General features: G+C 49.4%; 16 protein-coding genes and 2 pseudogenes. 9 read left to right on the top strand and 9 right to left on the bottom strand.

The window, feature by feature from the left end; all coding sequences use genetic code 11:
• Positions 1 to 277: 277 nt before the first annotated feature.
• The 3 genes and pseudogenes from KDW_RS02130 to KDW_RS35710 form a co-directional block, all read right to left on the bottom strand.
• On the bottom strand, positions 278 to 1,450 hold the full coding sequence (locus KDW_RS02130) for a S41 family peptidase (protein ID WP_151754439.1): 1,173 nt from the start codon (positions 1,448 to 1,450) through the stop codon (positions 278 to 280).
• A gap of 200 nt (positions 1,451 to 1,650) precedes the next feature.
• Complete coding sequence (locus tag KDW_RS35715; protein ID WP_371876242.1) at positions 1,651 to 2,895, bottom strand: tetratricopeptide repeat protein; 1,245 nt, start codon at positions 2,893 to 2,895, stop codon at positions 1,651 to 1,653.
• Positions 2,896 to 2,943: 48 nt separating this feature from the next.
• Positions 2,944 to 4,326: pseudogene (locus KDW_RS35710) on the bottom strand (tetratricopeptide repeat protein); the annotation flags it as partial.
• A gap of 116 nt (positions 4,327 to 4,442) precedes the next feature.
• On the opposite strand from KDW_RS35710, the gene KDW_RS02120 reads away from it, so the two are divergent.
• The 3 genes from KDW_RS02120 to istB are packed head-to-tail and all read left to right on the top strand — an operon-like array spanning position 4,443 to position 6,483.
• A complete protein-coding gene (locus KDW_RS02120) occupies positions 4,443 to 4,883 on the top strand; it encodes a helix-turn-helix domain-containing protein (protein WP_151754437.1) in 441 nt (146 codons plus the stop codon).
• Complete coding sequence (gene istA, locus KDW_RS02115) at positions 4,817 to 5,692, top strand: IS21 family transposase (RefSeq protein WP_151757588.1); 876 nt, start codon at positions 4,817 to 4,819, stop codon at positions 5,690 to 5,692. Before KDW_RS02120 ends, istA begins: the two co-directional genes overlap by 67 nt.
• On the top strand, positions 5,689 to 6,483 hold the full coding sequence (istB, locus tag KDW_RS02110; RefSeq protein ID WP_151754435.1) for an IS21-like element helper ATPase IstB: 795 nt from the start codon (positions 5,689 to 5,691) through the stop codon (positions 6,481 to 6,483). The genes istA and istB overlap by 4 nt, the downstream gene beginning before the upstream one ends.
• Positions 6,484 to 6,577: 94 nt before the next feature.
• Here istB and KDW_RS02105 read toward each other — a convergent pair whose 3' ends face one another.
• Both KDW_RS02105 and KDW_RS02100 read right to left on the bottom strand, forming a co-directional pair.
• Positions 6,578 to 6,811 carry a hypothetical protein gene (locus KDW_RS02105; protein WP_151754434.1) on the bottom strand — a complete coding sequence of 78 codons (234 nt, stop codon included), beginning with the start codon at positions 6,809 to 6,811 and terminating at the stop codon, positions 6,578 to 6,580.
• A 383-nt stretch (positions 6,812 to 7,194) separates the two neighbouring features.
• Entirely contained in the window at positions 7,195 to 8,214 is a 1,020-nt protein-coding gene (locus tag KDW_RS02100; protein WP_151754433.1) for a hypothetical protein, read from the bottom strand.
• A gap of 498 nt (positions 8,215 to 8,712) precedes the next feature.
• On the opposite strand from KDW_RS02100, the gene KDW_RS02095 reads away from it, so the two are divergent.
• Together KDW_RS02095 and KDW_RS02090 are read left to right on the top strand one after the other, a co-directional pair.
• Positions 8,713 to 9,303 carry a DUF4291 domain-containing protein gene (locus tag KDW_RS02095; protein WP_151754432.1) on the top strand — a complete coding sequence of 197 codons (591 nt, stop codon included), beginning with the start codon at positions 8,713 to 8,715 and terminating at the stop codon, positions 9,301 to 9,303.
• 56 nt (positions 9,304 to 9,359) lie between these two features.
• On the top strand, positions 9,360 to 9,872 hold the full coding sequence (locus tag KDW_RS02090) for a hypothetical protein (protein ID WP_162004879.1): 513 nt from the start codon (positions 9,360 to 9,362) through the stop codon (positions 9,870 to 9,872).
• A 524-nt stretch (positions 9,873 to 10,396) separates the two neighbouring features.
• Here the strand turns inward: KDW_RS02090 and KDW_RS02080 are convergent.
• Both KDW_RS02080 and KDW_RS02075 read right to left on the bottom strand, forming a co-directional pair.
• The gene (locus KDW_RS02080; RefSeq protein WP_151754430.1) at positions 10,397 to 11,110 is read right to left on the bottom strand and encodes a hypothetical protein; all 714 of its coding nucleotides are present in this window, start codon (positions 11,108 to 11,110) and stop codon (positions 10,397 to 10,399) included.
• Between the two features lie 755 nt (positions 11,111 to 11,865).
• Entirely contained in the window at positions 11,866 to 13,506 is a 1,641-nt protein-coding gene (locus tag KDW_RS02075; RefSeq protein ID WP_151754429.1) for an IS1634 family transposase, read from the bottom strand.
• A gap of 144 nt (positions 13,507 to 13,650) precedes the next feature.
• Here KDW_RS02075 and KDW_RS02070 point away from each other — a divergent pair, with 144 nt between their 5' ends.
• A complete protein-coding gene (locus KDW_RS02070) occupies positions 13,651 to 13,965 on the top strand; it encodes a Fic family protein (protein ID WP_151754428.1) in 315 nt (104 codons plus the stop codon).
• Between the two features lie 218 nt (positions 13,966 to 14,183).
• On the opposite strand, the gene KDW_RS02065 is transcribed toward KDW_RS02070, so the two are convergent.
• The gene (locus KDW_RS02065) at positions 14,184 to 14,645 is read right to left on the bottom strand and encodes a hypothetical protein (RefSeq protein ID WP_151754427.1); all 462 of its coding nucleotides are present in this window, start codon (positions 14,643 to 14,645) and stop codon (positions 14,184 to 14,186) included.
• A gap of 624 nt (positions 14,646 to 15,269) precedes the next feature.
• Between KDW_RS02065 and KDW_RS02060 the strand changes: the two are divergent.
• Positions 15,270 to 16,582: pseudogene (locus tag KDW_RS02060) on the top strand (NF041680 family putative transposase).
• Between the two features lie 171 nt (positions 16,583 to 16,753).
• On the opposite strand, the gene tnpC reads toward KDW_RS02060, so the two are convergent.
• On the bottom strand, positions 16,754 to 18,241 hold the full coding sequence (gene tnpC / locus KDW_RS02055; RefSeq protein ID WP_151754426.1) for an IS66 family transposase: 1,488 nt from the start codon (positions 18,239 to 18,241) through the stop codon (positions 16,754 to 16,756).
• 144 nt (positions 18,242 to 18,385) lie between these two features.
• On the opposite strand from tnpC, the gene KDW_RS02050 reads away from it, so the two are divergent.
• Together KDW_RS02050 and KDW_RS02045 are read left to right on the top strand one after the other, a co-directional pair.
• The gene (locus KDW_RS02050; RefSeq protein WP_162004878.1) at positions 18,386 to 20,101 is read left to right on the top strand and encodes an HD domain-containing protein; all 1,716 of its coding nucleotides are present in this window, start codon (positions 18,386 to 18,388) and stop codon (positions 20,099 to 20,101) included.
• A gap of 29 nt (positions 20,102 to 20,130) precedes the next feature.
• Positions 20,131 to 21,063, top strand: a complete 933-nt coding sequence (locus KDW_RS02045) for a hypothetical protein (protein ID WP_151754424.1) — start codon at positions 20,131 to 20,133, stop codon at positions 21,061 to 21,063.
• Positions 21,064 to 21,487 lie beyond the last annotated feature (424 nt).

Raw genomic sequence — 21,487 nt, 5'->3', positions numbered from 1 at the left:
GCCCCACTCCCGACCTTTCCTCACAGGGTGAGGGCATGGCTCTTCACTATCATAGTGTTAGGAATGTTTGTGTTGGGCATCATTGTTCCCCTGGCCATCGTTCAATCATGGGGGCGTGTCTTTCTCCGGTGGATGCTTCTTACTGCCGCTACACAGATGGTCATGAGCGTGTTTTCCCTTTCGATTGTTCTCTGGCTTGCAAGGAATAACAAAAAAATATTTTGACTCCAAATAGATGCTGGGAGATGATTTGAGACGCAGCTGGAGGCGCTTACAGTCAGCCTTCTTCAACTTGAAGCCATTGGACAGCGGCCTGTAGGACAGGATCATCAGGTGTGCCCAGATGTGTCCAATCAATCTTGACAGGGCAATCCGGGATCAATGGACTGTCATAGGTCTGACCTGTCCGATCTGCTCCTAATGCGGTTGTGAGTATCAGTGCCGCTCCATCGCTCAAATTCTTATGCTCGTTAGCCGTAGGAACACCTTGTGTTGGCTCACCAAAGCTGCGGGTGCGTGGAAGGCCACGGAACATCAGGGCGGTGAACTCGCCGGAACTGGATGTTAACTGGCTGGTCAGTACTGCGACTGGAGGCCTGGGATGTTTGAGGTGATAGGGCCTCTCCACGTTGACGAGCACAGTATCAGGCGAGATCCCTGCCTGACCGTCACGATAGAAAGCCATCTGCTGTTCTTGAGACGCTACAAAGGTAAGCCACTCCCCTTCCCCTACAATGGGTCCGAGCCCTGCCACCATCGGCCACATATTCCATCCCGTATTGCGCCTCAGATCAATCACCCACCCACAGGGATTGCTTGGGTCAATTTCACGAATGAGCTGTTGAGTCAACTGGGCATACTCTATGGCTTGTTCTTGACTGCCCATCAGTCCAGGCAGATCGAGATAGCCGATCTTGTGTGCAATCTCTCTCCTCTCTGGTTTTCTGATCGTTGTGTAAGCAGTGGCCTGTAAATGAACAGAACGGACGAACGGTTTTCCTGCTGGTTTGAGGGTCAGTTCCAGATCGTTATACCCATACCCAAAGACCAGAAGCGTTCGGAGTTGCCAGATAGACCAGCGCGCCATCGGTTGACCATTGATCGTTTCAACCTGATCACCGATGTGTACCCCGGCCTGTTCTGCCGGGCTGCCAGGATAGACCAGTCCAACCACTCCTTCAGGGCAGATAATGCGTAGCCCAAACTGTTTTGCCAGCCCCTGGTTTTGCAACTGAACGCTTTCCGGGTCAGAAAAGAAACTATGATGATCATCCAAAAGGAAGAGGGCTTTTTTGATGGCTGGATAGACCTGTGCGGGTGTCTGAGCGTGGGAAGCTTGTGCATAGACCTCCTTGCGCAACACCTGCCAATCGATGTACGCTCTTCTGACTGAGTGTTCCTGGATATAGTCCAGAGCCTCGTTGAGATATACTCTCGCTTCTTCTTTCATCGTGCAAATTCCTTTTGTGCTTTTGCTTCATCACGAGCATTTGTAGCGTTTCAACATTCATCTTTTTCCCACCTGTAACATTTCTGGTGAACTGAAGCATTGACTCTGGTGCATTAGGAATGGCATGCTGAGATGCTTGTACGAGCGTGCCTTTTCCATTTCAACCATTGCTTATTACCAGGATTGGAAAGTGTGGTCCCTCAATTTGCATTTTCCAGTATGCCACAAACGCTCGCAAACTCTTCATCGATCCAGAAGAGATTCTTGCCTAGAGAGAGAGCTTGCTCAAAATCATTGCGGGCCTGACTATAGTTGCCCTGATGAAAAGAGACGAGCCCGCGCACCGCATACGCGTCAGCACAGTGTGTATCTAGCTCTAGTGCTCGCTCACAATCAGCCAGGGCCTGATCAGGATGACCTTGCAGGCAATACACTCGTGCCCGATAGGCATAAACAATTGGATAAGCATCATCGAGGCACAAAGCTTTTCCACAATCCTCCAGCGCTTGTTGGAAATCGCCACGTTCCGCGTAAATCCAGGCACGATCAATGTAGAGGGAAATAGGTTTAGTGGGATTGAGTGTGAGGGCTTGATTGTAGTCAGCAAGCGCCTGCTCATACTGCTTCAAGGCATAATAGACCCAGCCGCGACTATTCCATGCGCGCACGTTGTGCGCATCTTTTTCCAGGACCTGAGCAAAAACTTCTAGTGCTGTATCGTATGCCTTCAGTTGATAGTAGGTTAGTCCGCGATTAACCAAAGCCTTCAGATGATTTGAGTCCAGGCTGAGGGCGTGCTCAAAGTCTGTGAGCGCGTGCGTATAATCTTTGAGAAAATAACGGGCCCAGCCGCGATTATTAAGAGCCGATACGTATTTGGGATCGAGTTCAAGTGCCTGATTATAGTCCTTTATTGCTTCATGGGATTGTTTCTGTAAAAAATAGCTCCAACCACGGTTGTTGTAGGCTACGACGTATTTAGGATTCAGGGCAATAACCTGATCATAGGCTTCGATCGATTTCTGATATTCCTTCAAATGCAGATAGGCCTGCCCTTGACCAAACCAGGCATCGAATAGTTTTGCATCTAGTTCCACTGCTTGTACGAAAGCTTCCACGGCCTGTTGATGTTTTTTCAGTTTATTGAGGGCGAAGCCGCGATGCATATGAGCCAGTGCCCAACGTGGATTGAGACTGATAGTCTGCTCAAAGTCAGCCAGCGCTTTGGAGTAGTCTTGCAGGGTATAGTAAGTCTGGCCACGATTCTTGTATGCTGTTGCGTTCTGTTGGTTGTGTTCTATCGATTGGCTATAGAATTTGATAAGCTCCTGGTGTTTGTTCAGGGCACAATATACCTTTTCCAGGCCATTGCGAGCATTAACCAGTTTTTCATCTAATTCTGATGCGTGCTCAAAATCAGCGAGAGCCAGTTTATACTCTTTCATTTCATTGTACATCCAGCCGCGACTGTTATACACGAGCGCGTCATCCGGTTTCAGTTGCAGTGCCTGCGCAAAATCCTCCAGGGCTTTTTCGTATGCCTTGAGCATGCGATTCGATCGGCCACGATTATGATACGCCATCTTATCTTGTGGATTGAGTTCTATCGCGCGAGTATATGCCTCAACCGATTTCTGATATTCTTCTAGGACAACAAATGTACGCCCTTGTTGAATATAAGCCCGCTGGTATTTCGGATCTATTTCCAACGCTTGTCTGAACGATGCCAGGGCTGTTTCGTATTCTTTGAGTTCGTAGTAGGCCAGGCCAAGATTGACATGGGCTAGTGCGAAGCGGGGTCTGAGCGCGAGGGCGCGCTGATAGTTGTCTATGGCCTGTTGATAATTGCCCAGGCGATAGTGGGTCCAGCCGCGATTGTTGTGAGCCATTGCATCCGTGGAGTCGCTGTCAATGGCGCGGTCGTAATCATCTAGCGCCTGCTGATATTGTTTGAGAGCGTGGTAGGCCGTGCCCCTGTTGGAGAGTGCTTGTACATATTGAGGAGCAAGCTCAATGGCACGGTCATAGTTTTCAATTGCTTTAGTGTATGCATTGAGGTTGTAATAGGCCAGCCCTCGTAGTGAATAGGCCCAGGCAAAATCAGTTTTCGCTTCTAAAGCGCGGTCACAGGCGGCAATGACTTCTTGATAGCGTTTAGCACTCAAATGGATGGATGCTTCGCCCATCCACATTCTGGCGTTCTTTTGTATTCCTTCTGGGAGAGGGAAAAAATCGATGGTTTTTTGGCAAGCTTGCTCCAGTGCCTGAGCAAATTCTAGCACACTGGCAAAGCGGTTGGCTGGCCACCTGTCCAGAGCCTTGACGATGACCTGCTCTACCTCAGGCGAAATATCTGGCACTTTTGTGCTGAGTAAAGGAGGTGAGGCAGACATGTGTGGGAGAGCCAACTCCCTGGAATCACTTTGAAAAGGATAGACGCCACAAATCCATGTATAGACTATCACTGCCAGAGCAAACTGATCGCTGGCAAGGTGAGGTTGCCCAATGAATTGTTCAGGTGCCATATATCTTAGTGTTCCCATAAAGCGCAGTGGATCATCAGGATCGATTTGCCCTTCAGGTGCTAAAGCGGCCAGGCCAAAATCGCTGAGCAGGATTTCGCCATTATTTCCCAACAACATATTGTCTGGTTTGACATCACGATGCATGATGTCCCGGTCATGGGCATATTGGAGAGCCTCGGCAATTTGCCGTGTATAGGATGCGATACTGACAAAGGGAAACGTCACACCCAACGGATACCGTGTGCTCAGCGATCCGTTTTCGGCATACTCAAGCACAACGAAAGGCGTTGTTTGCTCTACTCCGTAATCGAAAAGATGTACGATATTGGGGTGCTCTAATTGACTGAGGACCCGTGTCTCGTGATGGTATTAAAGACGGTGTACACTTGAGCCGGTGAAGAATTGACCGACCCCCAAGAAGGCGGTATTCTGAGGAAAATCAAAAACACAACCTCAGGAGACCGACCATGCTCAGGAGTCAGACCGTGAATACGATACACGATTTGCATCAACAAGGGAAGACTGTCCAGGAAATTGCCCAGAAATTGGACATTTCGCGGACCACTGTGCGCAAATATCTCGCGCACCCAGAAGCGGTGATCCCCAAACCGCGCCCGCCTCGGCCTTCCAAGCTTGATCCGTTCAAAGAACAGATTACGCGTTGGGTGATGGAAGATCATTGCACGAATTGTGAAGTGATCTACGCAAGGTTACAGCCGATGGGGTACACCGGCGGGATTAGTATCTTGAAGGAGTTTGTCCATCCCCTGCGACCGGCGGTGGCAGGACATGCGCCCGTGCAACGCTATGAAACTGAGCCTGGCCAACAGGTGCAATTCGATTGGGGGAGTTCACCTATGAACAGGAGGGCATCATCCATAAATTCTATGGCTTTACTGCCGTGCTAGGCTATTCGCGCATGCGCTTTGTGACGTTTGTGAAGCGTTGCGATACTCCGACGCTCATTCGCTCCTTGATGGAGGCGTTTGAATACTTCGGAGGCCTGACCAGGTGTGCGCTGACTGACCGCATGAAAAGCGTGTTGCTCGAAATGCAGGAGAACAAGCCCCGTTGGAATCCTCGCTTTGCTGACTTCATGGTCTCCATTGGGGTCACTGCCCGCGTCTGCAAGCCCTACACGCCACAGACGAAAGGCAAGGTCGAGCGCACCGTGAGTTATGTGAAGCAGAGCTTTTGGGCCGGGGTGACCTTCACCGATCTCGATGATCTCAATCGCCAGGCCCATCGCTGGTGTGAGCGCATCAATTCCCGCGTGCACCGCACAACCCATGCCCGCCCGGTCGATCGTTTGGAGGTGGAGAAGCTCCAACCCTTGCCTCAGGCCTTTGCCTGGGAGCGCTTTGCCACCGAAGAACGCAAAGTGACCTGGGATGGCTATGTCTCTTACGATGGCGTGCTCTACGGATTGCCAGGCAATCTGCATCTGGCTGGCAACATGGTGCAGGTTCGCGAACGCAAGGGTGTGCTCACTGTTTGGTCGCAGGGGCAAGAGGTGTTTGCCATCGAGAAGCGTCCTCGCTCACAAGAGAGTGTGCCGCATCCAGAGCAATGGACGGGTGTTCCCTCAACCTCGGCGATCCGACGAACAGCAGCACCGTTAGGCCACCAGCAGCAGGCACCTCAGGTGCAAAGCCGGGCTCTGGCCGAGTATGATCAGTATTGTGGCGTGCCATCCGTAGCGGAGGTGGGTGCATGAAGTCGATCACCGCGTACAAGCAACTGAACTTGACCCACCTGCAAACGGCGTTACCCCGGTTGCTGGAAACTGCCCGGCGAGAGCAGTGGACGTATGAAACCATGGTGGAGCGGGCCCTGGGCGCAGAGCTGGATGGCCGCGAGCAAAAAGCCACGGCCCGCCGTCTCAAGGCCGCACGCATTCCCAGCAAAAAGACGGTGGAGGGTTTCGACTTTTCGTTCCAACCCTCGCTCTCTGAGCGGCGCATCCGGGAGTTGGCTGATCTGTCCTTTGTGCGGACCTGCACCAATGTGGTCTTTCTGGGCCCTCCTGGAACGGGCAAGACGCATTTGAGCCTGGCTCTGGCCAATCGAGCACTGGCAGAGGGACACACAGTCCTGTTTACGACGCTGGCGGAACTGGCTCAGTCCCTGGAGAGCGCCTCGCATCCTGGTCTCATGCGTCAGCGCCTGCGGCGCTACATCGCGCCCAGTTTGCTCATCATTGATGAGGTGGGCTACACCAGGCTCACCGCCGAGCAGGCTCATCACTTCTTTGAGCTGGTGGCGGCTCGCTATGAGCACGGCTCCATTATCCTGACGTCCAATACCAGCTTTACTGGCTGGGGAGCGTTACTGGGGGACGAGGTGCTGGCGACGGCTTTGCTTGACCGGCTCCTGCATCATGCAGAGGTCATCGCTATCAATGGGGGCAGTTACCGCATGAAGGAGCGCCGAACAGAGAGCCGAAGCCCCTCAACCTTGTCAGACACAGCACGGCATGCCGCCGGCGATTTACCCACCGGCGTGTAGTCAACCGACGTTCACGATGTCGGCGTTGGGGTCGCCTGGATTCCGGCGCGGTTTGGTCGGCGTTTTCATCGCCGACGTTCTCAAAGTTTGTTTTTTAACGTTCGTTTGATTGGGGCGACCAATTCCAAATCGGCTCGTCATGACACCGGCCTTGACAATGGAAGGCCTTGATAAATGTTTCCTGTGTCAGGCTCGCTCGCAGCACCTTAAGCGCAACCTGGGTGCCCCGTCCAATGTGCTCAGCCAGGTAAACTTCGCCGAAGCCGCCTTTTCCAATCCTCTTTTTGAGTCGATAGTTCCCAAATTGTTGTCCTGAACGATCTGGCACCTTTTCTTACTCCCGACGAGCAATAATATGGTCATAATGGGTTGCTTGCTCGATTTGTATTGTAGAGTATAGCTATATCTCCGTCAAGAAAAAAAGGGTGTTGGTCGGACATTCCTCCGAAGCTCTTTGAAGCAGGCATGAGGGCTCCGAGTCCTTTTGTACTCGTGCGTTTAAGATATAAAGAGAGTATGTCTGTTGGGAAAAGATTAAAAGTCATACTTATTGGGATGACTCACTTAGTATCAAAGATCTCCTCGAAAAAGTTCTCCACGACGCTGGTTTACAGTGATTGTATGCCAGGAACAACAAAAAAATTTGCAACTTTTTTGTGGCGCTGGCACATAATCGATACATCTGACGTATCTAGTGTGGGGTAGATGATGTTAGACGCGAATCTCGATCATGCCCCAACCATGTTCTGCGGCGTACCGAAATCGGGCCAGCATCGTTGCTTCCGTGCGGTGTAACCACTGGTAGTATGTATCGACATTGCTTTGAAACTCCTGATGAGAATGTTCGTTCCAGTAGGCACACATGGCGCGATAAACGTCCAGACTCTGCAACTCACCATAGAACTGTTTGCGATACAATTGTTCTAAATCTGGGGGCAGAAGCCATTTCTTATTGTCTCGATCGCGCACACATCCATACACAATGCCCTCCAGGTCGGGGCGTTCCCTGGTGGGCAGATTGGTGACCAGACGAACCGTCTCCTCATGATCAATGAAACCGAAGATATCGAAATTATGAAGAATAGCCCGTGGAAAAGCTTCGGCATGTAATGTTGTGGTGAGATAGTCCTGATACGTTCGAGGGGCGAGCAACTGATCGGCCAGCGGTTGCGGCGCTGGTTGGCTGAATGTATCCCAGAGCGCTTTTACCTGTGAACTCCTGGCCATATACTCGTCCCATAAAGAAACTCCCTCCTCTATCAGTACACGGCTATCGAGCATGGTTTCCTCGGGAAGCTGGCAACAAAACGTATAGAAGAGGCATTGTAAGAGAAATTCTTGTGACTGGGCGTGCTCATTGCCCTCAAGAAATGCAGGGAGGTGGCGAGAGAAGAGCCTCCAGATATCTAATTCACGTCTCTCCTCTGCATCCTGAAGGAGAATATCGCGCAGAGGGGATGGCAGATCACGAGGGCCTAGAATTTGGGGCCAGACGCTCCGATCCTTTTTAAAAAGATCCCAACCAAAGGCGCATCGTGGTCCAGCAAAAAAAATATCAGGTAGCGGATTAGGAATATTAAACACGTACCAGGTGGAAAAATGGCTGGCAGAAGCCATAATCTCGCGTAGCGGCTGCAGAATCCCGCTCTGGGCATCGCGCCAGGCTGGCAGAATTTGCTGGCTGTAGCGTGTCAGATCGCAAGGAATATAATCTAAATGACGTAACGACATCTGTTGCGCTCCACATTATAATTTTTGGCTTATTCTTTACGATAGTAGGAAAGCTGGTAAACTGTGCAGAGGATAGGTATGGGTCAGATTCGCATGCTCAGTGTGTGTCTGAGAACGAAATCTTAAGGAAAGCGAGGAGCAGACATAAGCTGAGAGAGAGAAATTAGGATCAGAGACATACCATGTGCAGGCTCGTTTTCTTAATCATACACCAGGCGCTGGGGCAGATCAGCCAATCAAAGGTTCGTCCAATGGCCCCATCGATTTGGTTGAATCTGAAACCCCATGAGTTATGTCCCTTCGAGCACTGCTTCATTATTGATGAGAACCCATGAGCACTGCAAGGAGCTGGCTTCCCACAGAAATGGAGTTCACCAATCTTCTGGCTTCATTTAGGGATCCAATCCTCCGCAATAAATGAGTAATATAAGTATAGTATTATAGACGTCATTTAGAGAAATGATATGCAATCAAGGTCTCTTCGTGTAAGATGTGGACATGAATATCAACGAAATTCGCGCTGAGTATGACCGCAGGTCGATCACGGTCTACCAGGCTTATGCGAAGGCGATTGCCCTGCCGGCGATACAGCACAACCGCTTTGTGCCCCCGTTTTCAATGCATCGCATGACCTGGATCAAGCCCTCTTTTTTATGGCTCATGGAGCGCAGCAACTGGGGACTCAAATCTGGTCAGGAAATGATCCTGGCGATTCGCATGACACGGCAGGGTTGGGAGGAGGCGCTTTCTCAGGCTGTGTTGACCTCGTATGATCCATCGGTCTACCGCAGTTATGACGAGTGGGCCACGCAATTTGAGCAGGCACGTGTCCACGTGCAATGGGATCCTGAACGATCTCTCCGGGGCAAAAGCCTTCCTATCAACAGTATTCAAGTGGGGCTGAGCCGCCATATTATTGAACAGTATGTCAATGAATGGACGATGGAGATTCGAGATGCAACCCCATTGGTGAGAAAGATCTATGCTCTCTTGCAAGAGGGCAAGGAAGCGAAAGCGAAGACCTTGCTGCCTGGCGAACGTGTTTATCCATTGCAGCAAACTCTTGCCCGGTGTATTGGTATGAGATAGTAGCATGTATTGTGATATTGATATGATCAAGGTTATAGAAAGGTTGCTGTTGATAGATGTATACTTGTCGCTTTGTGCAAACTCTTGAAGATGCTGCCTTGATGCTAGATGCGGTGCCTCTAGGGGATGTTCCACGCGGGCTTGGAACTCCATCACAATATTGCCTGGTGGAGGAGAACGGAGATCCCGTGATGAGGATCGATGTGTATGGGGAACTGGGAGCATTTGCTGATATACAGATCTGGCACAAATGGTTGATAATCGGTTTTGCCGATATGGTCCATTTTGTCTCTCTGGAGACACGACAGCACCATTCACATCCCTTGTGTGGATATTTTGGGCATCTCTATCCACTTCAAGAGGCGCTTCTTGTCGCATCGGCCTCGGATCTGCTGTGCTTTGATGCGCAGGCTCGATTGCAATGGACCACGGAACAGCTGGGGATTGATGGAGTCGTCATCATTCGTGTTGCCGACAACATCATCTATGGTGAAGGCGAGTGGGATCCACCGGGTGGATGGCAGCCATTTCAGCTCTCGCTATGCACTGGACATATTGTTGCAGAATAGTAATTCCTCAGACGCGTATTGGGGATAGTACTATGTAAGCTGTCTGCTTATGTAGCACTATCCAGCAAGCGTTGTGCTGTTTTGAAAAATGGCTGGCCATACTCGCTTGAGCCGTAGGCGCAAATATATAAACCAGTTGATACGCGCTCGATAAAGCCCCATTCCCAAATAGCGGCTTCATCGAGGCAGATTCACTGGCAAGTAGCTCGCAATATTCGTGGGCTAAAGTCAGTGGACCAACTGCTGCAAGCAAATCCTCATTGTCGTGCTCAAGTTCGGCAATCAGACCAGGAAGGTCTTTAAGCCACTGTCTTGACTGGGAGCTTGATTGCTCGGCCCGCAGCCGAACTCACTCAGGTACAACAATACTGCGCATATGATCAGCTTTATCCATGATGATAGTTTATCATACATCCTTGAATATCGTTGGCGTGCATAGTATTTTTCTTTCCTCTTCTTCACATCGAGATGCAGCAATGTACTGTTGTGCCAATCCTCTGTCAGGAAGAGATAAAGTTGATGGGTTACCGGGAGGGAATCCAGATACTAGCGTCAGCAAAGGCAATATCGGTACGTTGTGATACATCATCGGAAAGAGCGATCGTCCCGATAAGACCAGTGCTATAGGCTGCGTCGGTCACGCTGGCAACGTGGTGCTGATTAATAAAGAGATCTAGCTTACTCCCATGTGCGACGACCGCGAGCAGATTGGCCGCTCCCAGCCGCTGATTGATGCTAGATGAGACGCTTCTGGCAAGCACTGTTGCGTCACTGTTCGCGCTCGAAAATAATATGAAGTCTCCCGTGTCGGACACGAGAAAGGCGTAAAAGTGTGCATGGGGACTTTGCCGGAAGATGATGCCGCCCAGATGACCCTGTTGCACGCTCACTTTTACCTGATAGGTGAAATCGCTGAAGCGCGTCCCGCCGTTGAGGCAGTATACCTCTGTATGCGAGGACGATTGATCACTGGTCGAGACGTGATACATGTGATCGGCAAAATAGCACCCCTTTGTCGCAGCTGATCCAGGGTTTCCATCATGGACATCGTCCATCCAATGATAGCCATGGGCATCACCGAGAGTGTTATCGTGCATGGGATCACGTATCACCAGCAATTCCTGCTGCTGTGTGTACGGGTTCAACGTCATCGGAGCCCCGCTCGTAAGCGAGGGTCGTGTGCTGCCGTGGTGAATCGCGGTCTCTACTGTATAGAGCCAGAAGACTATGAGTGCCAACAGGAGTACTGCAGCACCTCCCCGGCAAAGAGGATGGTGTACAGCTTTTTCTTCTTGAATGGGGCAGGCAGTGAGGAGTACGGCACTGGATGTGGTGGCGCGTGGTACTCGAAGGTTGACGTCAACGGTTTTGGTGACGATGGTGTACCCTGGATAGTAGCATGTTGCTCAGGTTGAGTTTTCTGGCATTGGGAACAGACAGTGCTGTCATCGGGGAGCCGGGTGCCACAGAAAAAACACGTCATGGTGATCCTTCTCCATTTTTTCAATGAAATAGCCACGTGCACGGTGGCTATCGTATTATAGGGGTAAATATATATGCATGTAAATAATAGTAGGTGTCAGTCAGTGTGAAATAAGAGGTTTTGATAGAAATAGATTCATCTCGCTCATAGTATTCGTGCAGCTTCGCACTGTCAGGTGTATGAGCCTGTAGTATTTCCAGTTGTAGAGCCAGATCAGGTTGTACCAGAAGACGTAAGGTGGTTCTACACGCTCTGTGGAGAAGTCAGTCTGTTTGATGATCCAGGTAAGATGTCTTATTCGATAACTATTGCTCCGCTTCCTGCATGCCCGTGGGAAAGGGACTGAGACGGCACTCTCTGCGCTCATCATCGCCTGCAATCCGCCGTCCATACGTGCCAGCTGGTCTCCTCGGGCACTATACAACGGAGTGTACTATTTTCAGCTATCCGTTGTATAAAAGGTGCTGTATAATAAACACAAAATATACAACGGACCCACATTCCGCAGTTTCAATCTGAAAAAAAATAGAATTGTTGATAGGCTGGTCCCAGTAACGAAAGGATCTTTTGATGCAGTGGCTGCAAGCGGAGGACAACCGACTCCGTTCTGGTTCCTGTGCGGATCTGCAACAATTCAATGCCTTCAAAGCATTGGAACACCCAGCGCATCGTTGGTCGAGCCGTAGGCTTGTTGACTTGATTGGGGATCGTTTGCCCGCTTGCCAGCAATTGCTCACGCAAGCGATGTTCAGCCAGACGGTACACCAACAACGCGAGCACCATGATCAAGCTCAATGCCACAATGCGTTCTGGTTTTTTTACAAAGACCGAGGAGGCCAGAAACAAGGGATCTTTCAAGAAACGGAAGCCCCGTTCTACGCTGCCCTGCTCCAGATACAGGCTGATCACCTCCTCATTGGAGGTGTCCGCTTCATCCACGACATTGGTGGCGATGACAAAACAGGCTTTGCGCTGAGCGTAGGCCAGCAGCTTCGTTTCGTTGAGGATGACCTGCGATGTGACACTCCAGCGCAGCCCGCTTGGCTCCGCATCCCGAGCAGGACGGCCTCGTCCTTCAAAGACCGCCTGGCTCTTGAGTTCCACCGAGACTTCCAGCCACTCCGGCAGGCCTTTCAAGCTCTGCTCCCAGGCCTGTTGCGCATCCTCTCGACAGGCAAACGACTTGGTGCTCACATGCCACAACTTCTTTGCCCACGCGTCTACCTGCTTGTCAGCTTGCTTGCGAGCCGTCTGCAACGCGCGCTTGACCCCATCGACACTGCGAACCACGATCCAACGCTCCGGTCCTTGCGGCAGATCCATCTGCTGCACAATCATGCTGCGTGTCCCATCAGCGCTGGGCTGCCACGCATCCTCGGCTTGGATCACGGCAGCTTTGGCTTCTTTGCTGGTTTCAGGAACACGACTGACCCACCTCACCCCAGCTTGATTGAGCTGGCGCACATTTGCCGTACTGTAGAGACCACTATCGGAGACGTAGATGGTTTTTTCTTCGGGCTCTTGCTGCCGCAATTGAGCATGCAGATCCGCAATAACCTTAACCAGGCTCTCTTTATCGCTGCTGTTCCCCGAAAGAGGCTGCAAAAAGAGCGGAATATCTCCCTGATGCGTGGTCGCCAGTGCCAACATCCACTGTTTGAGATCTTCGCGATGATCCCGCGAGTAGCCATGGGTAATGGCAATCACGTGCTCGTTTTCCTGGTTGGTTTCGTAGGCTCCATTGACCGAAAAGGAAGTGGTATCCACATGAAGATGCCGTGCTTTCACCCCAAAGCGTTGGCGGGCCTGATGGGCGATGCCAGCGAACACGGTGGTCACATCTTGCGCGTAGAGCCAATCCAGGGTACGTCCCAGGCAATCGTCGTTGAGCATATCAGCGCTGATACCTGCTCCCAGCAGGTGGGCAACCGGCTTGTTCTCGAAGAATTGTGGGACCAGATAGAGTTGGCGATTGGCAAAACCCAAGCCGTTGAGAATCATGGCGACGGTTGCAGTTCCATAACTCACCACACGTTGCTGTTTCGGTTCCAAGGCATCCAACCACGCGGCCAAGCCTATTTCCTGACAGACTCCCGCGACAATACCCAAATGATCCAACCGTTCGTTCTGGTAATCCTCAGCTCGTTGCATGCTCTTTTTCTGCTCCTTTTTGTGCTGAGACTACCTTATCGAATTTTAGATTTCCTGTCAATTACCCTGCGGAATGTGGGAACGGAGTGAGCTATTTCTTTTTATCCTTTGCATACATATCTGATGGAAAGGGAATGATACCAGGTGAGTAGGCAGCAGAAACCGATCATGGACGCGAGGATGGCGGCTCGCCTCCAACAGAAAAAGGCCATAGTAGATGGATACCGGCCGCTACCAGCCGGGACCGTTGCCCGGCTCAATGAGGATTTGAAGATCATGTTGACTCACCATAGTACGGCGATCGGAGGAAACACCCTGACCTTGAACGAGACAGCAATGGTGATTGAGTACGGAATGACCGTTGGTGGTCATTCGCTCAGAGAGTATAAAGAGACGGAGAACCACGCTCGCGCCTATGAAAATGTCGTGTCTCTGGTTGCTGGTCTCTTCCAGCGTTAGCACGGGAGTTTGGGTACGACCCAGAGGTTTTGCCCGTTATGGTCGCTTAGAGGCGCGCAAGCAGGGGCGTAACTGGTACACCAACCCGTGCTGCCGTGGCCGCATACCAGCGCCACGCCCAGGAATACCGCCGACAGCATGGGCGCGCTCAGGATGAGGAGGAAGTATGACGATGGTTCACTGTATACCACTTTTTATCTCCCGGTCCCACGTGATTCTCAGCGATTTTCTGTTGTATCTGATTTCTGCACGATAAACACTGGAGGGGCATCAGAGCGGATGCGTCGTACAACCTCCTGGAGGATTGCGCGTAGCAGCGGCTCACGCTGGCGGATAAGGCCATCACAGAAACGTTCCCCGCGCCAGGAAAGAAAGACGACATCTAACAGGTCCTGGGTTGAGAGTTCCTCGTAGGGAGCTTCCGCCTTGACTTGACGCAAGATGGGATTGGCCCATTGCCCCGCTTCACCATGGCGGTCATACGCACTATCTACGCACATTGCTAGTTGTATAAAACCATCAGATTGATCTTCAAGTTGTGGATCATCAACGTAACCAATCCCTAGAGCATATGTGGGCGGCCCCCATGAAAGTGGGCTGGCAAGGAGCGCTTCAGCTAGTTCAACTGGCCAGCGTTTTACTTCCTTGCCTAAAAGCACTTCGTCTTGTCTTTCTTCCATCAAATTCTTCCCTTCGTTGATGTATATAGCAGGGCTTCTTCAGAGCGGTAAATAGTCTCCCGATGCTAAAAACATGACAATCGCTCTACATAGATAAATAGTAACGTAATAGCAGAAAATAATCTACTGTTGCGATTTCATCGTATTCGGAGCTTCAAAGAAGTAGCTATGTGTTGTTGCCCAGATTTCGAAGTGTGGTCATCCAATAGTGCAGAGATGATATGTACCCATTGCCGCAAAATCTGCTCTCATCATGTGCAAATGACCTCAGAAAACTTCTGAGGTTCTCCTGGTCATCTCCAGTTGATCAGCCAAAAGGGAGCCATTTGGCCGAACAATTGTTATTCACTGGCATTTCGCGCGGAGAACATGGCTCATGTTGCTGTTGCCAGTTGGAGGGATCTCACGCTTAGCTATGTGCAAGCCAAAGACCATCATATCTGGCGACACCACACAGCATGGATTTGTGCATTTTTAGAGGAGTGCAGAACAAAAAATGTTTCTCCGTTCTGCACTCCTGTTGACGTTTAGACTAAATCAGACAAAAAGGCCCCCCACCTTGCGGCGGGCGGCCTGATCAAGTAAAGTTCTTCTTATAATTACAACACAAGGAATTTTACTTGCATGACTAACAGTAACACATTGCGACAATTTCGTCACGACATCTATGACTGTTTTCCACGAGCGAAGGATGCATTGTTTAATACAATTGATGGACTGATGACAGAAATACAGGCGACATCGTTTCCAGAGATCTCGCAATCGCCCTTGTTTGAACGCACCTGGGCTAGTTTGTATGAGGCGTTTGAAGATGGGCGTATCGATGAGAAGCGCCTGCGAGAGATTCTGGCACGCTATCTGCCCAAACCCGATGCGGGCAAGTGGCTCTGGATTGGCATTGATGCCAGCAAGATTGCACGCCCGGCTGCTGTAACGTCGGCCGATCGTACGGCACAACATATGCATAATCTGCCAGAATGCAAGAAGCCAGTCACGTTTGGGTGGCAATTCTCGACGGTCGTGGCTTTGGCAGAGCCAGTGAGCAGTTGGACCTATATTCTGGACCAACAACGGGTGGCGTCGCAGACCACCGCCATCGAAGTCGCAGAAGAACAGCTCAGGCAAGTGGTACCCTATTTGCCCAAGCAGGTCATTGTTGTATTGGACCGGGGTATGATTCCAACTGGTTGTGGTGTCGTTGTAGCGCATTGGAGGTTGAGGTGTTGGGTCGTCTCAAAAGCAATCGCTGCTTCTACCGAGCTGCGCCACCTCCAACAGGAAAAAAAGGATGTCCACGCAAAGATGGTGACAAACTGCAACCGAAAGATCCAGCAACGCATCAGGATCCAGATGGAGTATGGAAAGGTACCGATGAGAAAGAGCGTCCGGTGGAAGTCACCTGGTGGAAACACATGCATGTCAAGCAGGCACGCTACCTGGACGTCACCGTTTTGCGGGTGGTGCGACCTCATGCGACCAACAAAGAGCGTGATCCACGCGTGAGCTGGTTTGTGTGGATTGGGGATCAAGAAGCTGATGTCACCCAGATTGCACTGGGCTATGTGCTGCGCTTTGGGCAAGAGCATGGCTATCGTTTTGACAAGCAATGCTTGTTGTGGGAACAACCACGTTTGCGGACCCCAGAACAGTTTGAGCGATGGAGCCATATTGTGGCGATCGCGCACAATCATCTGGTCTTGGCTCGTGACGTGGTTGAAGCAGAACGGCGACCATGGGAAAGCAAACAGCGCAAGCCAACCCCCCAACAGGTGCGGCGCGGGATGCACAAATTGTTGGCACGTTTGGGCACTCCTGCCCGGCCACCACAACCACGCGGAAAATCGAAAGGCCGGATGAAAGGAGCAAAAGTTGGCAAAGCACCACGTTTTCCCATCATTCGCAAAAAGCCAAAGTTGCCTCAAATTGTACCATCCTGATGGCAGAGATGACGCATTGATTCATCGTCTTTCTTTGAACGGAACTTCTCATGGAGTTCTGGTAGAACTTTTTAGTCTAAACGTCAAGAAGGATACTTGTTTGTTTAACTCGTGTTCAACCTATTTTAAACGTTTAAAATTATAATATTGATATCAATAATTGGTAACTGCTCAGGACCCAGCTTCCCAAGCAATGGGAAGCGGGGAACCTTGAAAGACAGCAGCAAGGGCGTCGAGCATGGAATGCCCTTGCTTACGCATGGTGCTCAAATAACTGCGAATGGTACAGAAGGCAGTGGCACCCGCATCGCTGCGAAAGGTCCCGGAAATCTTTTGCTGCACCTTGATCATGCGTAAGTCGCGCTCCGCTAGATTGTTGGTAAAGGGCACGGTCAAGTCATCCACAAAAGCGAGCACTTGATCGGCGCGGTGGAGGAAGGCATCAAGGAGATTTTTGCCAGGATCTTGTTTGGGACGACCCCGTTTGCGGGCGGCGGTGGGCTCCGGTGGCGGGTGCGCCTCATCCCAGGCACGATAGCCACGCCCAATCACCTCAAAATACGCAGCCAACCAGCGTGTGCGGATCGCTGGATCAAGGGTCTTTTGACCACAGGCGCGCGCCTGCTTGGTCGCCTCACTTAGTTCAAGCAAGACAATGTACATCTCTTGCGCCCATGGTTGTTTTTCTTCTTCTGCAACAAACAAGCAATCACGCAACAGATGGGCTCCACACAGGCTATGCTCACAGCGATACTGATCATAGCTTTTCCAGCGATCGTGCACGAGCCGACCCGTGTAAAGAGGCAGCAGTCCCATCTCATTCATGGCCTCATGCCCTCGCTTGCGATGCCAGTGGTAGATCGTAAGAGCACGTGTGCTCACAACGTGAAACCAATGCAAGATCCCCTCAATACGACCACCCGTCTCGTCCACATGGGCCAGTCGGCTCTGCAGCACGAGTCGTTCAAGGGCTTGCTGCGTCAAGGACAAGTTCTTGGCTGCCTCACGCACCCAATTGACGATGCTCCCTTCACTCACGGTGCCTAAATGCAGATCAGCAAAGAGTTCGGTGATCCTTTCGAGAGGCAAGAGCTGGAATTGGGAAAGATAGACGGCCAACCCTCGCACATTGGGACCATACTGGGCTGCTGCATCCACTCCTGGGGGAAAGTTCCCGCAGGATCGCCCACCACATCTGGGACAGATCTGCTCGATCTGCTGATGTTCCCTCACCTGCAAACGCAGGGGTGGCAACTCATGCACTTGACGACGTTCCTTCAGCACCCCTACTGTCTGCGATAAGGGGTGCTGACAGTGCTGGCAGTCTCTGGCTCGGTGCTCAATCACCTCATCTGGCGTTTCCACCTGAGCCAATTGATGACCGCTGTGACCCTTTTGCCCTCCACTCTTTTTCTGGCTTTTCTCTCGCCGTTTTTGCTGGCGCTTGTACCCATCGCTGGAAGGAGGTTTACTACTATTGCGGCTGTCTTTGGCCAACCGTTTTTCCAGTTCCAGATTGCGCAGACGCTCTTTGAGCAACTGCCCTCGCAGTTCCTCGATGTGCTGATCTTGCTGTTTCACCTTCTCTTGCAGTTCGCTGTATGCGATTTTCAACTCGCGAAATGCGCTTTGTAGCTCCCTAACGTCTTCTTCTCTCATGTTCACATTTTATCAGCTTTTCCCTTTGTGGAAAAGGGGTTCTGAGTAGTTACAATAATTGTATGAATATTTTATAAAAAATGCTATAATCCTTTCTAAGAATTCTCAACTTTATTTATGCCGTTCTTGCGAAAGAGAGGACAGATGCTTACTTTTGAGAACACGCGACTCTGGAAAACATCTTTTGCTGTTTCATCTAATCGAGATAGAGCTAAAGAACCCCGAGAAAAATTGAAAGTAGCCTTCTATAAATTCAGAGAACATGCAGCGTTGTTAGCATCAGAAATTGCCAGAGATTTACCAGACTTCACTGTGCATGATATAACTCACCTTGATGCTCTATGGGAAATGGCAAGTATTATTGGAGGGCCAAAATGTTCATTAACTCCTACTGAGTCATTTGTTTTAGGAGGGGCTTTTCTAATTCATGATTTAGGGATGGGATTAGCTGCTTATCCAGATGGAGTTGATACTATACGCAGACACCCTCGCTGGGCAGATACAGTAGCAGTATTGTCAAAGCTTGAGAACACTTTCTCTGATCAAGATATCCAAAGAAGAGCAACACTAGAAGCATTGAGATTTTTGCATGCAGAATATGCTGAAAAATTGGCTTTTGTATCTTGGGAAAAAGATGATACTAATGATCGGTATTTTTTGATTGATGAACCAGAATTGCGATTCGAATTTGGCTCATTAATTGGACGAATTGCCCACAGTCATTGGTGGTCTGTCGATAAACTTGCCAATGAGTTTAACAAGATAACAGGAGCACCTTCTTGGTGCCCAAATAATTGGACAATAGATCAACTAAAAATTGCTGCTCTTATGCGTGTTGCCGATGCGAGCCACTTGGATGCCCGTCGATCTCCTAGTTTCCTACAGGCTATCCGTAGGCCTTCAGCAGATGCAAAGGAGCATTGGGATTTTCAAGAAAGACTCTCTCAGCCGCAACTTCCGTTGCATACAGATCGGCTTATTTATACGTCATTAAGACCTTTTTCATGGGAAAAGGCTGGCGCTTGGTGGCGATGTTTTGATACTTTACAGATGGTTGATTTTGAATTAAGACAAGTTGATGCCTTACTTATAGGGTGTGGGCGTGAAAGGTTTGCTGCTCGTGGAGTTGCCAATGTTGAAAACCCCGAGAGATTAAGTGAGCTCATTCAAATAAATGAGTGGATCCCCGTTGATACAAAAATTCAAGTTACAGACGTTGCCAGACTTGTACGTAGAATTGGAGGCGAGCAACTATATGGTCCTGATCATTTAGTCCCATTACGTGAACTCATTCAAAATGCATCAGATGCTATTAGAGCACGGCGTATCTATGAAAATTTGCCTAAAGAGTGGGGAGATATATGGATTGAGCTTGGGAAAGATGAAGATGGATATTGGATAGAAGTGCAAGATAATGGTATTGGTATGTCAAAGAGTGTTCTGACTGGACCATTACTAGATTTTGGAAACACTTATTGGGGTTCGTCACTCATGCATGAAGAGTATCCTGGTTTGTCATCTCTAGAATATGAAGCAACAGGAAAATATGGGATTGGATTTTTTTCCGTTTTCATGTGGGGAGAGCGCGTTCGGATTGTAACACGTCCATATCGTGAAGGATATCAAGCTACACAAGTACTTGATTTTAGAGATGGACATTCATCGAGACCTCTCTTAATGAAAGCAACTTCTGAAGAATGGGTTCGTGATGGTGGGACAAAGATACGAGTCTGGCTTAAGGATGACCCTTACGGGCCTGAAGGCTTTGTAACACAAGCTCGTTTGTATTGGCAAAGTGAGTTACGTTGGGCAGAGGGGAGAATTTTGGAGAGTTGTGTTCGTGGCTATGTCCATGTATAGACGTTAATCTGTATGTTAAAGTAGCAGATATGGATTATACAAAAGTTATAACTGCCAACGACTGGATGACGATGAATGGATGTAGTTTACTCTACAGAATTACACTAGATGAAAGTGTGTTGCCTGAGAAAAATCAGGATATAGAAAGAGTCACTCATTGGCGTACCTTAAGCGATAATCTCAGGGTTTTAGGTAATCATCCAAATGGTGTAGTTGGTCGGGCGGCTATTATGGGAGAGAACAAAGCCAACTCATATCCGGCGATTATAACGATAGGAGGTATGCGTGCGGGAAATTTATATGGTGTGGCTGGAATATTTCTTGGGAAGTCCCTAGAGGCCACAAGGCATACAGCATCATTTATTGCTAGTGATTACCATTTAGAATCGTGGGCATCTAAACAATCTGAATTAGTGAGTTTAAATATTAATAAACCAGAGATTCTAATGACATGTGCTAGAAATATTAGGAGTTTTGGGGGACAAATACATGATCTTCCAGTGGTGCATCAAAGCAATATATACATGAGCGTTGAAGATATAAAAAATTGGAAAGATATACCTAATGAGATTTTTATCATAGTTGATAATCTAGCCTCTTTGTGGTATCAGCCCCCTCAAAGAAACAATATCTTGTTCACTATAACATCTGGAGGCCCTATTGTGAGTCAATATAAAGAAAATCTTTTTACGATGGGGGTTTTAGCCGATGCTCATATCGTTTGGCCTAGCAAAAAATTTCTAGAGAAAAGGCCTCAATGGAATACCATCGGCAGTAGTTTGGTTGGGGTAATTATAGAAGCCCTTGCAGATGCTTGGTCTGTATCTGCCGATAATGTACTGCAATTTTCGGATCTTTTCTGCGATTCAGAGAAATATGCTTCTCTCTTTTCCACCCAAAGGCCTAAAGAACTACCTAAAGAGCTACATGTTATTAGAAAATTTGACAAGCACCATTTATAATGTATTTCTTCGTAATTCATATTTTCTCAATATATTAAGAGAAGGAAACGGAATGATTCCGATGACTATTGAGTCGTATATCAATCGATTTGCGACGTGGCCTTCCGGTGGTCATCATATTTGGTGTTGCCAATAAGGTTTATAAACCTGTAATCAAACATTTCTCTGCTCGGTATAGCTACTTTGATGGTGACCTCTCGCCCATATGAGTTGAATCAAACCTAGCTTTTTATGGGTGAGGCATCGAAATCAGTAGTCAGTTCGGTTAGCCAGAAGATGGTGCTCGCTATCTGTATCCGCCACACTGTTTTTGATGAAATTCTCTCTCAATCCGTTCATTTTACCTACAAGGTGTCTCATTTATTTAAGACCCACCAAACAAGAGAAGTTTTTGAGTTGATATACATTACCCTAAATTTTATTT

The sequence above is a fragment of the Dictyobacter vulcani genome (assembly GCF_008974265.1).
In the GTDB taxonomy this organism is placed as follows: Bacteria; Chloroflexota; Ktedonobacteria; order Ktedonobacterales; family Ktedonobacteraceae; genus Dictyobacter; species Dictyobacter vulcani.
Note: the sequence above shows the minus strand (reverse complement) of the source record. Positions and strands in the feature narration are given on the sequence as shown.